Genomic DNA, 15,209 nt, shown 5'->3' with positions numbered 1-15,209 from the left:
AAGCACTTGCCACATAGGGCAAGTGCTTTTTTGTTATTCGTCTTCTTTGCGAGAAGTAGAATTTGACTGAGTATTTGAGCTTTGAGAATTGGCTTTCTCGTCGTCTTTCTTTTTATCTTTATTGGCATCGCTCTGTGAGTTGCTGTTTCCATTTGTACTGTCTGAGCCATCACCATTTTCGGTATTTCCGCCTTGATCTTTTTTATCATCAGGCTTCTGCTCATCAGTGCCGCCTTGGTTTTGATTATCATCTGTTTGATCTGTTTGCTCATCATCAGGTTGCTGTGGCTCTTCTTCTTCTTTGTTCTCATCATCTGCTTTTTCTTCCTCTTCTTCGTCATCTTTAATGGTGAGGAAGGTAGAAGCAGCTTTACTTGTGACATCGTCTACAGTCGCTGTCACTTGGAATTTATAGGTGGATCCTGGCTTCACATCAGAGATGACGGCTTCTTTAGAAGAGCTGTTTTGAATGTCTTTATAGCCGCCATCATCGACCGCTTGCTTCACATTAAATGTTGCATCTGCATCGTCATCATAACCCCAAGTGAGTGTAATCGATTTTTTCTCTTCATCATACACCGCTTTTAAGTCAGATGGTTTGTCAGCTTCTTTCTTTTCATATGTGTCAGAAACTTTTGTTGGGACAGTTCCTTTGACGAAGTATTCCGTTGTCTTCTTATCACTTGGTGTGTTTGGTCCAGCTAACTTCGCTGGATCTGATCCTTTTTCAACCGTTGCTTCAACGACACTGTCTGGCTTTTCAAATGAGCCGCTTCCATCATCAATTTGAGAAATTAATTTCTGGAAGACAACTTTGGCAACACGTTGTTCATAATCCGTGAGCCACATTTTGCCGTCTGCATCTTTTGAGTTGCCGATTCCGGTCCACACAGCTGCTGTGTATTGCGGCGTGTAACCGACAAACCATGAATCTTTCGCCCCGCCAGAAGGGACGTTGTATTTATTAATATCATCTTGTGTAAAGTTGGTTGTACCTGTTTTACCAGCTACTTGAACATTCGGTACTTGTGCGAGTGTACCTGTTCCAGATTGTACAGCAGTTTTCAGCATATCTGTAATCATAAACGCAGTGTAATCACTCATGGCTGCTTTAGAGTCTGGCGTTAAGTCAAGCTTCGTCCCGTCATTAAATTCAACAGACGTTACGGCATGCGGTTCATTATAGTATCCGTTGTTACCGAATGCACTAAATGCACCAGCCATTTTAAGAGAAGAGACTCCTTCGTCAAATCCGCCGATTGAGTAAGACTCAGGAATGTCAGAAGGTAAGTCCAAACCTAAGTTATTGGCGAATTGAACAGCATTATCTGTACCAGCTTCTTGGAAAGCTTTTAAAGCAGGGATGTTTCGTGATTGCGCCAAAGCACTTCTCATCGACATTTTCCCTAAGTGTCTTCTGTCAAAGTTGTTAATTGGTGTACCGTTAGAGTACGTATAAGGCGCATCATCAATTTGCTGATATGTTGACCATTTTTTGTTTTCAATTACAGGACCGTAATCTAAAATTGGTTTAATTGTAGATCCCGGCTGGCGTTTTGCATCAGTGGCATAGTTAAAGCCGCCGGCTGGCACATCACGACCACCACCAATGGCACGAATTTCACCATTTTTTGTATCCAGCAGGGTGACTCCAGCTTGCATACCTTTCGTAAATCCGGCTGAATCCCCATTGATGATGTCATCCAGATGATCCTGAGCTTTTCGATCAAGAGAAGTATAGATTTTTAATCCATCTGTTGATACATCTACTTTGGCTTTTTTCTGTACTTCTTCCATGACTTCTTCAATATAAGCAGAGTACTTACTTGAGTTTTGACTCTTATATTTATCAGCTGAAACAACGGTTTTGCTGACAGGTGTTGCTTTTGCTTCCTCATACTCTTTCTCTGAAATATAGCCTTGTTTTTTCATTAGGCCTAAAACGATATTACGGCGTTTTTCCGCTGCCTCTGGATGTTTCACTGGGTTATAGGCAGATGGACTTTGCGGCATACCTGCAAGTGTGGCAGCCTGTGCAACAGTTAGTTTATTTAAATCTGTCACTCCGAAAAATTGTTCAGCCGCTTTCCCAACACCATAAGCATAAGGAGAGAAGAAAATACGGTTTAAATACATTTCTAAAATTTCATCTTTAGAGTATTTTTGCTCAAGCTGAATCGAGAGCCACACTTCCTGTACTTTACGTTTTAACGTCTTTTGATTGTTAAGCAGGGAGTTCTTCACAACCTGCTGTGTAATCGTACTTCCACCTTCTGCTCCAAAACCGTCCTCGACGTTTGCGACAAGAGCACCGCCAATACGGATAGGATCAATCCCGTGGTGTTTATAAAAACGTGCATCTTCAGTTGCAATAAACGCGTCTTTTACCACGTCGGGTATATCTTTAATCGAGACATACGTTCTTTTTTCCGCCCCGACTTCTGCAAAGACTTTTTTGTCTTTATCGTAAAGTTTTGAAGAATACGGCGTTTTTAGCTTGCTATCATCAATAGAAGGAGCGCTTGATGCAAAAACGGCAAAAGTTGTGATTCCGGCTACTAAACAAAGAAGACCGATCACGAGTAAAGATAAAAATATTTTTTTAAATAGACCTGCTTTCTTTTTGCCTTTTTTGTTCTTTTGCTTCTTATTGTTTTCTTGACTTGCTTTACGTCGCTGTTCACGACTTGTAAATTGATCAGACATCACATCTCAACCTTTCGTGTTAAACCTTTTTCGAACGTAAATGTTGCTTGCTGTCATCCGAAAAATGAAGTGTCTCCACTACTTTAATATAATCAATTCTTGGCGAATATCCAAGTGTCATGAGGTGACCTGCTTCCATTAATTCATCTTTGCTAATGGATTTACGGCCGTTTTGCTGCTGCCGCTCCCAAAAGAAGAAGAGGTCAGTAGCGGACAAATAATAAACGGAACCAAATGCGGATATAATAACAAAACAAATACCGCCTTGCTTTTCAACCTGTTTCATATGCTCAATTTGATGGTCGTGGAAATTTTTGAGCGGAAACGAGGTGGTGCTTTTGGTTTCCTTTGCTTCAAAATCGATATAACGCCCTTTGTATACCCCGTTGTAGTCTGTTGTGGAGGATTGTTTAAAATAGGCTTCTTTAATGACAGCAGCGCTTCTTTTTGGATAATCCACATTGACAATTTGAACAGGGGTAGGCTTTTTATGAATGACTGCGATCCCGTTGACCAAATAGTACTGGTTCGTTTCATTTAAGTCAGCTTCAAGCGTCATCCCGCGGTTACTATAAGATGATTCGCCGCTGATTCTTTTTTTTGTCCCAATTTGTTGAATGGGCTGATACGATTTTCCGTTAGGATACCGAATCATCAAGTTTCAGCCTCCTTTTAATGCATTTTGTATTGGAGAGATCACCATGTTGTCACAACAAGAGCACATGATTACCCAGCATATTTTACATGAAACGAAAGCGAAAAATAAGGACAACCTGACAAGGACAAATGCGTACAAGCGCTTTTATGACCGTCATCCAGAGATGAAATGGTCTCTGCTTGCTTCTTTTGTCTCCAGAAATGCTGGATGGTCGATGACAGATTTAAAAGGCGAGCTCTTTCATCCGGGTTTAACGGATCAGCAAGGGCATCTGTTCTTTACAGCATATGAAAGAGCGAATTGGTTGATCTTTTCAGATGCTTACCCGCAGCTTCTCTTGTATGAATGGTCAAAAAGGTGCCGTAAACCTTTATTTCATCTGCTGCCCCATTTCGGTGTGTCTCGTTTTATGAGCGCTGAGTGGGAACGATTTTGGCAAACGCGTGACACAGAGCGACTGCTGCATGCACTCATCATAAATGAACAATATACTATACAATCTCCTATTATACAAAATCCTCTCCTGAAAAAGAATGTTTTTCACTCGATTCAATATCTTTTCAGCGAGTGGGCACATTTTCAAACCGTCGTTTTTCCGACAGTAGACGGGCATTTGTATGGGTTAACCATACGAAAGTTTTCCCAAGTAAAAGAGCGCATTACGTTAGGGAAAAAGCTAGCAAAACTATTGTTTCGAGCCGATTTGTTTTCGGATTTTTATCACTTTTTGCATACCGTGCCGCATACGGGATCTCGATTTGATTTTGAACCGTTTTTAGGGATTGCGCGAAGGTCAAGCCCTTTCCTCAGAACGGTGTATCCAGTCATGACACATTCATTAGACGATCAAAGGGAAGATTGGTTTCAAAAGAAATTGAGTCCATCCTTGTTTGAAGTAGAGCGTTTACCAAAACAAATTGAGCTCACCGACTGGTATTTTCATAAAAAAAGGCAGCTTCGTTTTCTTTTCTCATTAGAACACTATTTTTTGCATAAATAAAAAGCAGGGGGTACCTGCTTTTTTTACGTGGATGGACGGTTAGGGCCGCCGAGCTTTTTATCAAGCTGATCTGTACTATTTTCTTTCCCTTTTGTTTTTTGCTCTTTTGGTGCTTGCTGCTTTTTCATGACATCTACCTCCTTTGTCCTTAGAATTTACACAATCGGACGCGATCATACAAAGAAGGACAAGCACGTGTCGAAATGGAAGAAATTGCGCTTATCTTCACTTAGATTGGCGATTTAGTTCTAGTTTTGTCATGTATGAAGGAGGGAGCAAAAGAAAAGAGAATGTAACGAGAGATGATAAAGGAGGAATCTGATGATGAGCGAATTTGTATCAAAAGAATCCATTATGCAGTTGTTAGAGGAAATTGAGCGAAAGATTGATGAGGTGGAAGAAGAACTGTCTTTAGCTGTCAAAAAAACAAAAAACGCTGCCGTAGATGAGCAAGAACAAATCATTGACCGTCTTGAATCTGAAGTGAAGGAATGTGAATTGAAAATTCATGCAGCAGAGTATAAGCTGCGGGCAAGACCCGCATATCACGCCGGATAGCTTTTCTAATTGAGCAATAAGTAAACGTTTGATAGGATGGTTCATAGAGGTGAACACTTTGGATAATCAAACATTACTTAAACATACACAAGAGTTGATCACGTGGATCGAAGAAGCATACGAGCAGTACCTAAAGGGAAAGGCAGAAGAGGAATACCCAGTTTATGATTTTTACAACGATATTCAACCGGCCGTTGTCAAATTTGATCAGCAAATGGAAGAGTGGCTTACTGCTGCTACCTCATTTATTCATCAGGCCAATCCTAGATACTTACATCAAGAACAGCTTGAAGCCGTCCAAGAAAATGGAAAAGAGGTTGTGCTGCAATCTTATTTTGGCAAACAGCATGCACCTCGTGTGAAAAATTTAGTTGAGTCAGTGATTTATACACTGAACCTTTTAATAGAAGAAATCAACAAACGCAGCTGATGAAACAGCCTGCGTTTTTCTTATGGCTGCTGTAGGCACATCTTCTGCTTCCTGAACATAATATATCATTGACTTCAATATGTTTTCAGAGCGAGAGGAGCGAGATACATGTTCCCTTATTCAAACCAGCCATCTTATGAAATGAATCAATTTCAGCAACGGCCTTTTCCGTATCCAGATATGCAGCAGCCTCCGCAGCCTCCAGAATATTTCATGCCCCCATATCAAGGTGAAATGAACCAGCCGCCGTCTGCAGGTTATCAGCCGCCTTTTGGATATCAGGAAAACTTCCAGCCTTATCAGCCGCAGCCTGAAGCAATGAATCAGCCGCAAATGCAGCCGCCTGGCATGATGCCTATGCAGCAGCCTATGAATCCTTATCCTTTGCCAAGGCCGCAAAAACAGCAATCATCTCAATTTAAAAGTGTGCTGTCGCAATTTAAAAAAACGAATGGGCAATACGATTTTAATAAAATGTTTGATACTGCTGGACAAATGATGAGTACAATGAATCAAGTGGGCTCATTGGCGAAAGGATTTACTAGTATTTTTAAAGCATAGCAAAACCCAATAGATATACATCTATTGGGTTGTTTGTTTTGGCGCAGTCACACGAAGTGATTGATCTTTCCAAACGCTCTTCATATTGGTTTCATCTATTTTTGCAGGCATTAAAATGGTTTTGGTAAAGCTCGAATAGGAGGAAGTCGTGTCTGTTTTGATTTTTTCCTGTACCGATAAGTGTAAATATTGCGCTTTCACTTCTAGTGCGATATCACCTTCGACAAAATGGTCTGGAAATCGAATCTCAATATATACATATTGATCATCTTCTGTCACATCGGTTGTAATGGATGCAAGTGAATGGCTCGTGGTCATCAGCGCCTCTGCACTATTTAAAATGTCGTGAAACGGCGATGATGCAAAAAATTGTTCAATCGCTTCATATAAAATGTCTTCATTTGCTAACAACTCGTGTTTCTTTTCACTTTCATGTTTCATTTGAATCACCTCTCATCTACAGCCTATGCAAAAGGGGCTCAGGCGGTTATCAATTGATGAGAGGAAAAAATTATGATTAAATAGTGTTGAATGAAGCAAGGTGTATGGGCGTGAAAGTTTATACGCTGAATAGATCTAGAAGCAAAGCTTGAAGGGAGCAAATGAACATTGCTGAAAAAATTATTCGGTTTCGGAAAAAACCAAGATGATGTAAAGGAAGAAGTCATTTATTCTCCAGTTGATGGAGAGTTAATGGATATGACCGATGTACCAGATCCCGTTTTTTCTCAAAAGATGATGGGAGACGGCGTAGCTGTAAAACCAAAAAACGGAACCATTGTGTCGCCAGTAGATGGTGAAGTTATTCAACTCTTCCATACAAAACATGCAATTGGGATTCGAACACTCTCGGGGCTTGAGCTTCTGATTCATATCGGACTTGAAACGGTTGGATTAAATGGTGAAGGCTTTGAAGCACACATAAAAGAAGGGGATAAAGTGAAAGCAGGTGATCCTCTCATTACATGTGATTTAGCGCTGATTGAAGAAAAAGCGGCAAGCACAGTGACACCAATTGTCATCATGAATGGTGATTTAGTAGAACATCTTGACAAAGAACCTAAGGGCTCTGTAGAAAAGCAGACGTCCAAGCTTTTTACAGTGAAAATGAAATAATCCAAAAAAACTACCCTGAGTTGATAGGGTAGTTTTTTTATTGAGGAGACTAATCCTCCATTGGAACCCAGCCTTTACTTGCTTCCATGACAGTCCATAAACCCTCTGGAATCATGTACTTGTCTTTTTGACTGCGTTTAATGACGGTCTCAATCTCGTTTTCTCTGCCTTCTTTAATCTTTACTGCCCAATCGGGATCAACAATGACTTCTCTTGCAACAGCGATGAGTGGAATCCCTTGATTGTATGCATTCAGTGCATCCTCAGCTGTAATGACGCTGCCGACGCCGATGAGTGGAAGCGTGTCACCACAGCGCTCTTTTAATAACTCCATCCGCGTCTTACTTGTATCAGCACCACGTCTTGCCTTAGCGTCAATCTCCATTAAAGAAATATGCAAGTAATCAAGGTTTTTCGTCTTAAGTACGTCCACTAAAGTAAATGTTTCTGTCATGGTTAAACCAGGTGTTTCTGGTTCTTCAGGTGATAATCGATACCCAAAGATAAATGGTTTTGTTACATGCTCTTTGATTGCTTCTTTCACCGCATCTACAACTGCAATTGGAAATGCGAGACGTTTTTCTTCGCTTCCGCCCCATTGATCTGTACGCTGATTACTATGCGGGGAGTAGAATTGCTGTAATAAATATCCGTTCGCTCCATGGATTTCGATCCCATCAAATCCTGCTTGGATCGCGCGCCTTGCTGCTTCTTTAAATGAGTCGATGATGTGAGGAATTTCTTCTTCAGTCAAAGCTCTCGCAATTTGTTTTCCATCTTTAAATACATCACTTGGCGCAACGACATCACCGTTTGGGACTAAATGAGGGAGAGCCTGAGAGCCGCCATGATGAATTTGCATAATGGCTTTTGTTCCTTTCGCTTGAATCGCAGAAGCAAGCTTTTGAAGGCCAGGTATATCTTCATCCCTTGCAATAGAAGGCTGTCCTTCAAACGCCTTACCATCTGGCGTCACGTTTGCACATGCGGTGATGACCATGCCCATTTCGCTTGATCTAGCGGTAATAAAATCAATTTCTTCCTTTGAGATCGTGCCATCCTCATGAGAACCGAAGTGTGTCATTGGTGCAACGACTAAACGGCCATCAATAGAGGCACCCCCTGGGAATGTAAAAGGTTCAAATAAAGGCTTAAATTCGTTTTTCAATCTGATCATCTTCTTCCTTGATAAAATCATTTCACTATAGAAGTGTAATAGATATTGTTACAACACATCAAAATATTTGCTCACAAGCGGTGCATCAAAAAATTGCCGCCTAGTCATGCAAACAAATATTCGGTACACTAGAATGAGAGGTGGATACCAGATGAAGAAGAAAACAATGAACGAACTCATAGAAGATTTAAAAAAAGATGAACATATCGAGCATTGGCATGAAATTGAAGCGAAGCCTGCACTGACTTCTCCAATTCCTGAAAGAGTCAATGACAGGCTCAAAGTGGCGCTTGAAAAAAGAGGTGTGACCGAACTGTACATTCATCAAAAGGAAGCCTTTGAACGTGTGATGGATGGTGAGAATGTGGTGACTGTGACACCTACAGCTTCAGGTAAAACGCTTTGTTACAATCTGCCAGTTCTTCAGTCGATCGCAGAAGATCAGACAAGCCGCTCCCTCTATTTATTTCCAACAAAAGCACTTGCGCAAGATCAAAAAAGTGAATTAAACGAAATCATTCATGAGATGGATGTTCCAATTCACAGTGAAACCTATGACGGGGACACCTCCCCAGCGATTCGCCAGCGCGTCAGACAGGCAGGACATATTGTCATCACAAATCCAGATATGCTGCACTCAGCGATTTTGCCTCATCATACGAAATGGGTCAGTTTATTTGAGAACTTAAAGTATATTGTCATTGATGAACTTCATACATACCGAGGCGTGTTTGGCAGTCATGTCGCCAATGTCATTCGTAGACTAAAACGAATTTGTGCTTTTTACGGAAGTGACCCGACCTTTATTTGTACATCAGCGACCATTGCGAATCCGAAAGAGCTTGCAGAGCAGCTGACCGGAAGCAAGGTGCATCTCATTGAACGCAACGGAGCACCTAGCGGTAAAAAGAATTTTGTCTTTTACAACCCGCCAGTCGTCAATAAGCCATTAAACATTAGACAAAGTGCGGCCACTGTTGTGAATCAGCTCGCTAAAACATTTTTAAAAGAAAAAATTCAGACGATTGTTTTTGCTAGAAGTAGGGTAAGAGTTGAAGTCATCCTAAGTCATATTCAAGAACTAGTGAAAAAAGAAATTGGTCCTAAATCGATCCGTGGTTATCGCGGGGGCTATTTGCCGAAAGAGCGGCGCATGATTGAAAAAGGCTTAAGGGAAGGAGACATTCTCGGTGTTGTCAGCACAAACGCACTAGAATTAGGAGTAGATATTGGACAGCTAAAAGTCTGTATCATGACCGGATATCCTGGCAGTGTAGCGAGTACATGGCAGCAGGCTGGACGAGCTGGAAGGCGTCATGAGGAAGCACTCATTATCATGGTCGCAAGCTCATCGCCACTTGACCAATATATTGTCAGACACCCTGAATACTTCTTTAACAGACCACCTGAATCGGCAAGAATCAATCCTGAGAACCTTATCATCCTAGTCGATCATCTAAAATGTGCGTCCTACGAGCTACCGTTTCGAGAAGATGAACAGTTTGGCGGTATGGAAGTAGAAGAAATTTTGCAATACTTACATGAAGAAGGGGTTCTTCATTTCAGCGGGAACCGTTATTATTGGTCAGATCAATCGTTCCCGGCTCATGGCATCAGTCTGAGATCTGCCAGTCAGGAAAATGTCGTCATTGTCGATCAATCCGATGTAGCGAATGTTCGAATTATTGGGGAGATGGATCGATTCAGTGCGATGACTTTACTTCACGATGAAGCGATTTATTTACATGAAGGGGTTCAGTATCAAGTGGAAAAGCTAGATTATGAACATCTTAAGGCTTATGTGAAACAAGTCGATGTAGAATATTATACAGATGCGAATTTAGCAGTTCAGCTCAAGGTGCTTGAAATTGATAAAACAACAGAGAAAGAGACGGTATCTGTTCACTACGGTGATGTGACCGTCAATGCAATGCCGACTATTTTCAAAAAAATTCGATTATCAACCGGTGAAAATATCGGTTCCGGCCCGATTCACTTACCTGAAGAAGAGATTCATACGAGTGCTGCTTGGTTTGAATTACATGAAGCAGAGCGGACATTTGAAGAAAAAACACTTGAACAGCTGTTGCTCGGTATTGCCAATGTTCTTCAGCATATTGTTCCGGCGTTTGTCATGTGTGACCGTTCAGACATTCATGTCATTTCTCAAATAAAGGCAGCCCATACCGGGAAACCGACCGTATTTTTATATGATCATTACCCAGGTGGAATCGGTTTAAGTAAAGAGGTGCAGGCTCGCTTTAATGAAATTGCCCGTGCAGCCACTCAGCTGATTGAGCGATGCAGCTGCGAGAACGGCTGTCCATCTTGTATTGGCATGGAAATGAAAGAGATCGATGGAAAAAGCAGTATCATTCAATTGATGGCAGGATTTTAAGGAAAGGGGGAAAAGACCTACTCATGTCATTAAAAGGAAAATTAAACAGAATGAAAAAACACCTGTCGCACAATCAATCAGATGAAAAGCGTGGGGCAGTAAAAGAGGGACAAACGCCCACTGTGACGGCTGAAAACATTCCATTTCTAAAAGAGTGGGGGGAATTAGGTGCAGCTCCTTACTACTTTGAAGATTCTTTCTGCCTCATTCGGGAAGTGACCTATCCACTTGACCATCAGCATGGGCGATATTCATTTGCAGAACTGCCGGAGATGGTGAGTGCATGGAACAAAAGTGAGATTCAGCATTCACTTTCTGCAAAAGGCTACAAGCCTCACGAGCTATTTTTCTTCGATACAGAAACAACAGGACTATCTGGCGGAACGGGAAATATGATTTTTCTGCTTGGGCATGCGAGAGTTTATTCAGATAAAGTAGTGGTAAAGCAACATTTGCTCACAAATCCAGGAAATGAAGCGGCACTTTACAAAAGCTTTCTTAGTGAGGTGGATGTTGAATCGCTAGTGACATATAATGGAAAATCATTTGATTGGCCTCAAGTCAAAACGAGGCATACATTATTACGCGATCAAATACCTGCTCTACCTGAATTTGGTCATTTTGACCTTCTGCATGGGTCAAGGAGATTGTGGAAACATAAATATGAGCGTATGGCTCTTTCGGTTGTAGAAAAAGAGGAACTGCACGTCAATCGAGAGGGAGATACACCGGGGTTCCTCGCACCAATGATCTATTTTCACTTTTTAAAGGAACAAAACCCGAAACTGATTGAAGGAATTTTGACTCACAATGAACTTGATGTCTTATCGTTAATCAGTCTCTACATTCATTTGTCTAAAAAAATCTTATCCAAAGATGCGGTGAAGGAAGACGATGAGAAATATGCATTAGCTAAGTGGCATCTTGCTCACCGTGATGTGCAGGAAGCAACAAAGCACCTGCAAGAATTAACGGGAGCAGCGTTTGAGCATGCGGATCAAGCAGCTTATGATCTATCGTTACAGTACAAGCGATTAAAACAATGGGATGAAGCGGCATGCATATGGAGACGTCTATTTGAATCAAGTGATGTTCATTTAAGATTAAAAGCGGGTGTAGAGCTTGCAAAGTATGAAGAACACCGTCAAAAAGATCCAAAAGCAGCCCTTTCCATTACCCAAACATTGTTATCACGATCGTCTTTAAGTGAACGAGACATTGTGGAACTTGACAAGCGAGAAAAGCGGCTCTTAAGAAAAGCTGGGCAATGAAATTATTGCCTGGAAAAGCGCAAAAAAAGACAACGTTCGGCTCTCGGCCGAAAATAAAAATTGTTTAGCACTTTTATTGTAGAAAAGTCACGAATCCTGTAAAATAACGTTAGATATTGAATGAGGAGCGTAGAGCATGTATAAGGGTCTTTTCTACTTGTTTTTTCTTGTTGTCATATTGGTCGCTTTTGTGTTTTCAAACTATAAAGATGTTTTTCTTGCAAACTTTTAAAATAGGTTAATGCATTAGTACATGTACACCTCTTGATTCATACATTATTAATGTAAGAAAATCAAGGAGAGGGGAATGCTACATGTACCATCATCATCATTGCAATCCAAATGTTACACAGCCAATTGTACATCCAACGAATCACTGCTGTACGCACAGTGAGTCAACTACAATTGTGCCGCACATCCACCCGCAGCATGTAACAAATGTTCATCACCAAAATTTCCAACATGTTCACTACTTCCCGCATACGTTTTCTCAGGTGGACCCGGCAACACATCAACACTTTAACTGCGGTGGACCTTGCTGTAACAGATAAAGTGAAATGGGACTTTTATAAGTCCCTTTTTTTAAAAGCAGGTGAAAAAATGAAAATTATTGCTGTCACAGGGTACAAGCCATTTGAGCTTGGGATCTTCAAACAAGACGAGCCTGCACTTCAATACATAAAAGCGGAACTTCGGAAAAGGCTGACGGCACTCATTGAAGACGGGCTGGAATGGGTGCTCATTTCAGGTCAGTTAGGGGCAGAAATATGGACAGCTGAAGTGGTCTTTGAGCTTCAAGAGGAGTTTCCAGATTTAAAACTTGCTGTCATTACACCATTTTATGAACAGGAAGAGCGCTGGAATGAACAAAATAAAGAGCTGTATGAAGGCGTTCTTGCACAAGCTGATTTTGTAGAAAGTGTCACGCATAGACCGTATGAAAGTCCGGCACAATTTAAACAAAAGAACCGCTTTTTTATTGAAAAAACGGACGGCCTTCTCGTCTTATATGATCCCGAGCACGAAGGCTCGCCAAAATATATGATCAAAGAAGCTGAAACCTATACCGACTACCCAATTATGTATATCACAATGGATGATTTAAGAGCACAGGTTGAGGCGGAAGATCCGTTTTTTGACTAAAAGCAAGAGAAAATTTGACAACGTCACGTATTTCTGAAAAAATATACTATGAATTCACGATATGAGGTGAAAAAGATGCTTGCTGATAAAGTAAAGCTTTCTGCGAAAGAAATTTTAGAAAAAGAATTTAAAACAGGTGTCCGAGGGTATAAACAAGAAGAAGTCGATAAATTTCTAGATATGGTCATTAAAGACTATGAGACATTCCATCAAGAAATTGAAAAACTCCAACAAGAAAACCTTCACTTGTCAAAACAGCTTGAAGAAGCGGTTGAGCAAGGGAAAAGACAGCCTGCACAGTCCAATACAACAAACTTTGATATTTTAAAAAGACTATCTAATCTTGAGAAACACGTTTTCGGCAGCAAACTTTATGATTGAGTAATACCAAAAAAGCTTGTGTCAGATGACATTGTCGTTTATAATAACGCATGTTGATTAACGTTCGGGTAATCGCTGTAATGCTTTGACATTGCAGAGGAAAGTCCATGCTCGCACGGTGCTGAGATGCCCGTAGTGTTCGTGCCTGGCGAAAAAATAAGCCAGGGCAGCCTGGGAAAGGCTGACGGCAGGAAAAATGCCTACGTCCTTTTAGGATATGGCAAAGTATCCTTGAAAGTGCCACAGTGACGAAGTCTCACTAGAAATGGTGAGAGTGGAACGCGGTAAACCCCTCGAGCGAGAAACCCAAACTTGGTAGGGGAACTTTCTCAAAGGAACCAAACGGAGAGAAGGACAGAGAATTCTGTAGATAGATGATTACCACCTGAGTACGAGGCTTTTGCCGTTTGCAGTACGATGGAACAAAACATGGCTTACAGAACGTTATATCCGTTATCATAAACATGATGAAATCAAAGCTCTCCTATTTCTACATATGGAGAGCTTTTATCTTGATTAAGAAAAGAACGAGAAAACAGGTGATAAACAAATGAAAACCTATACACTCATCGCAACAGCGCCAATGGGAATTGAAGCGATAGTTGCAAAAGAAGTAAGAGACCTTGGGTATGAGTGCACTGTAGATAACGGAAAAGTCATTTTTCAAGGAGATGCACTTGCCATCTGCCGTGCGAATCTATGGCTGCGTACAGCAGACCGAATCAAGGTCCAAGTTGCTGAATTTTCGGCCAGGACATTTGATGAGCTTTTTGAACAGACTAAAGCCATTGACTGGGCCGCATTTTTACCGAAAAATAGCACATTTCCCGTCATTGGTAAATCTGTTAAATCTCAGCTTGCCAGTGTGCCGGATTGTCAGCGCATCGTCAAAAAGGCTATTGCGCAAAAACTTAGATCATCTTACAACATACAGTCTGAATGGCTAGAAGAGACAGGCCCTGAATACAAAATCGAGGTAGCGCTTTTAAAAGATAAAGTATTGCTGACGCTTGATACGTCTGGTGTGGGTCTTCATAAACGTGGATACCGTGCAGATCAAGGGGGCGCTCCGATTAAAGAAACCCTTGCAGCGGCGCTTGTCTTATTAACGAACTGGACACCTGACCGTCCGTTTGTCGATCCTTTTTGCGGATCAGGAACAATTGCTATTGAAGCAGCGATGATTGGACAAAACATTGCCCCTGGATTTAACCGTGAGTTCGCATCTGAATCATGGGAATGGATCAGTGAGGACGTTTGGAACAAAGCACGCCTTGAAGTAGAAGAAAAGGCGAATTATGATCAGCCGCTTCACATTATCGCAAGCGATATCGATCATCGTATGGTAGAGATTGCGAAACTGAACGCAGAAGAAGCTGGTCTTAGTGAACTGATTCAATTTAAGCAAATGCAAGTGAAAGACTTTCAAACAAAAGATGAGTATGGTGTGATTGTCGGAAATCCGCCTTACGGTGAACGTCTGAGCGATAAGCTAGCTGTGGAAAAAATGTATCAAGGCATGGGCGAAGCATTGAAAAACCTAGATACGTGGTCCATTTACATTTTAACGTCACATGAAAAATTCGAAGAGTGTTTCGGAAGAAAAGCGACGAAAAAGAGAAAACTGTTTAATGGATTTATTAAAACAGACTATTATCAATACTGGGGAAAACGCCGGCCTAGAAAGCAAACAACTGAATCGTAACAAATGTCCACACCACGAGAAGGTGTGGATTTTTTATGCTAAAAAGGTATAAGTCTTCACGGGACGGAATAAACTGAACTTGATTTTAAAAAAAGAGGTGTCTTC

At 41.2% G+C, this 15,209-nt stretch carries 16 protein-coding genes and 1 other RNA gene; 12 read left to right on the top strand and 5 right to left on the bottom strand.

Going from position 1 to position 15,209, the window contains the following annotated elements:
• Window positions 1-33 precede the first annotated feature (33 nt).
• Window positions 34-2,706, bottom strand: a complete 2,673-nt coding sequence (locus M2369_RS13555) for a PBP1A family penicillin-binding protein (protein WP_259254590.1) — start codon at window positions 2,704-2,706, stop codon at window positions 34-36.
• A 19-nt stretch (window positions 2,707-2,725) separates the two neighbouring features.
• Window positions 2,726-3,361, bottom strand: coding sequence for a Holliday junction resolvase RecU (recU, locus tag M2369_RS13550; protein WP_017359733.1), 636 nt, complete (start codon window positions 3,359-3,361; stop codon window positions 2,726-2,728).
• 46 nt (window positions 3,362-3,407) lie between these two features.
• Here recU and M2369_RS13545 point away from each other — a divergent pair, with 46 nt between their 5' ends.
• Window positions 3,408-4,364 (top strand): DUF2515 domain-containing protein, encoded by a 957-nt coding sequence (locus M2369_RS13545; protein WP_041507037.1) that lies wholly within the window; start codon window positions 3,408-3,410, stop codon window positions 4,362-4,364.
• A gap of 23 nt (window positions 4,365-4,387) precedes the next feature.
• Here the strand turns inward: M2369_RS13545 and sspM are convergent, their stop codons facing one another.
• A complete protein-coding gene (gene sspM / locus M2369_RS13540) occupies window positions 4,388-4,492 on the bottom strand; it encodes an acid-soluble spore protein SspM (protein ID WP_017359731.1) in 105 nt (34 codons plus the stop codon).
• Window positions 4,493-4,688: 196 nt separating this feature from the next.
• On the opposite strand from sspM, the gene M2369_RS13535 reads away from it, so the two are divergent.
• From M2369_RS13535 to M2369_RS13525, 3 genes are all read left to right on the top strand, one after another.
• Window positions 4,689-4,922: a DUF5446 family protein gene (locus M2369_RS13535; RefSeq protein WP_235683756.1), complete on the top strand. Its 234-nt coding sequence runs from the start codon at window positions 4,689-4,691 to the stop codon at window positions 4,920-4,922.
• A gap of 49 nt (window positions 4,923-4,971) precedes the next feature.
• Window positions 4,972-5,352: a YppE family protein gene (locus tag M2369_RS13530; protein WP_259254586.1), complete on the top strand. Its 381-nt coding sequence runs from the start codon at window positions 4,972-4,974 to the stop codon at window positions 5,350-5,352.
• A gap of 108 nt (window positions 5,353-5,460) precedes the next feature.
• Window positions 5,461-5,913 carry a YppG family protein gene (locus M2369_RS13525; protein ID WP_017359729.1) on the top strand — a complete coding sequence of 151 codons (453 nt, stop codon included), beginning with the start codon at window positions 5,461-5,463 and terminating at the stop codon, window positions 5,911-5,913.
• Window positions 5,914-5,934: 21 nt separating this feature from the next.
• Here the strand turns inward: M2369_RS13525 and M2369_RS13520 are convergent, their stop codons facing one another.
• Window positions 5,935-6,354, bottom strand: coding sequence for an Hsp20/alpha crystallin family protein (locus tag M2369_RS13520; RefSeq protein ID WP_007500867.1), 420 nt, complete (start codon window positions 6,352-6,354; stop codon window positions 5,935-5,937).
• Between the two features lie 168 nt (window positions 6,355-6,522).
• On the opposite strand from M2369_RS13520, the gene M2369_RS13515 reads away from it, so the two are divergent.
• Window positions 6,523-7,029 carry a PTS sugar transporter subunit IIA gene (locus M2369_RS13515; RefSeq protein ID WP_058336717.1) on the top strand — a complete coding sequence of 169 codons (507 nt, stop codon included), beginning with the start codon at window positions 6,523-6,525 and terminating at the stop codon, window positions 7,027-7,029.
• Between the two features lie 49 nt (window positions 7,030-7,078).
• Here the strand turns inward: M2369_RS13515 and M2369_RS13510 are convergent, their stop codons facing one another.
• Complete coding sequence (locus M2369_RS13510; RefSeq protein ID WP_024718533.1) at window positions 7,079-8,197, bottom strand: NADH-dependent flavin oxidoreductase; 1,119 nt, start codon at window positions 8,195-8,197, stop codon at window positions 7,079-7,081.
• Window positions 8,198-8,357: 160 nt separating this feature from the next.
• Here M2369_RS13510 and M2369_RS13505 point away from each other — a divergent pair, with 160 nt between their 5' ends.
• The 7 genes from M2369_RS13505 (at window position 8,358) to M2369_RS13475 (ending at window position 15,104) form a co-directional block, all read left to right on the top strand.
• Entirely contained in the window at window positions 8,358-10,604 is a 2,247-nt protein-coding gene (locus M2369_RS13505) for a DEAD/DEAH box helicase (protein WP_259254582.1), read from the top strand.
• A gap of 23 nt (window positions 10,605-10,627) precedes the next feature.
• Window positions 10,628-11,875, top strand: a complete 1,248-nt coding sequence (locus tag M2369_RS13500; RefSeq protein ID WP_203143380.1) for a ribonuclease H-like domain-containing protein — start codon at window positions 10,628-10,630, stop codon at window positions 11,873-11,875.
• Window positions 11,876-12,189: 314 nt separating this feature from the next.
• Window positions 12,190-12,426 (top strand): spore coat protein CotD, encoded by a 237-nt coding sequence (cotD, locus tag M2369_RS13495; protein ID WP_072368252.1) that lies wholly within the window; start codon window positions 12,190-12,192, stop codon window positions 12,424-12,426.
• Window positions 12,427-12,475: 49 nt separating this feature from the next.
• The gene (locus M2369_RS13490) at window positions 12,476-13,018 is read left to right on the top strand and encodes an SLOG family protein (RefSeq protein WP_202394241.1); all 543 of its coding nucleotides are present in this window, start codon (window positions 12,476-12,478) and stop codon (window positions 13,016-13,018) included.
• 75 nt (window positions 13,019-13,093) lie between these two features.
• Entirely contained in the window at window positions 13,094-13,399 is a 306-nt protein-coding gene (gpsB, locus tag M2369_RS13485; protein ID WP_008344631.1) for a cell division regulator GpsB, read from the top strand.
• Between the two features lie 60 nt (window positions 13,400-13,459).
• Window positions 13,460-13,841, top strand: an RNA gene (rnpB, locus tag M2369_RS13480) — RNase P RNA component class B.
• Between the two features lie 108 nt (window positions 13,842-13,949).
• Window positions 13,950-15,104, top strand: coding sequence for a THUMP domain-containing class I SAM-dependent RNA methyltransferase (locus M2369_RS13475; RefSeq protein WP_259254579.1), 1,155 nt, complete (start codon window positions 13,950-13,952; stop codon window positions 15,102-15,104).
• Window positions 15,105-15,209: the final 105 nt, after the last annotated feature.

The organism is Bacillus sp. JUb11 (assembly GCF_024807925.1).
Classification (GTDB): Bacteria; Bacillota; Bacilli; order Bacillales; family Bacillaceae; genus Bacillus; species Bacillus altitudinis.
Note: the sequence above shows the minus strand (reverse complement) of the source record. Positions and strands in the feature narration are given on the sequence as shown.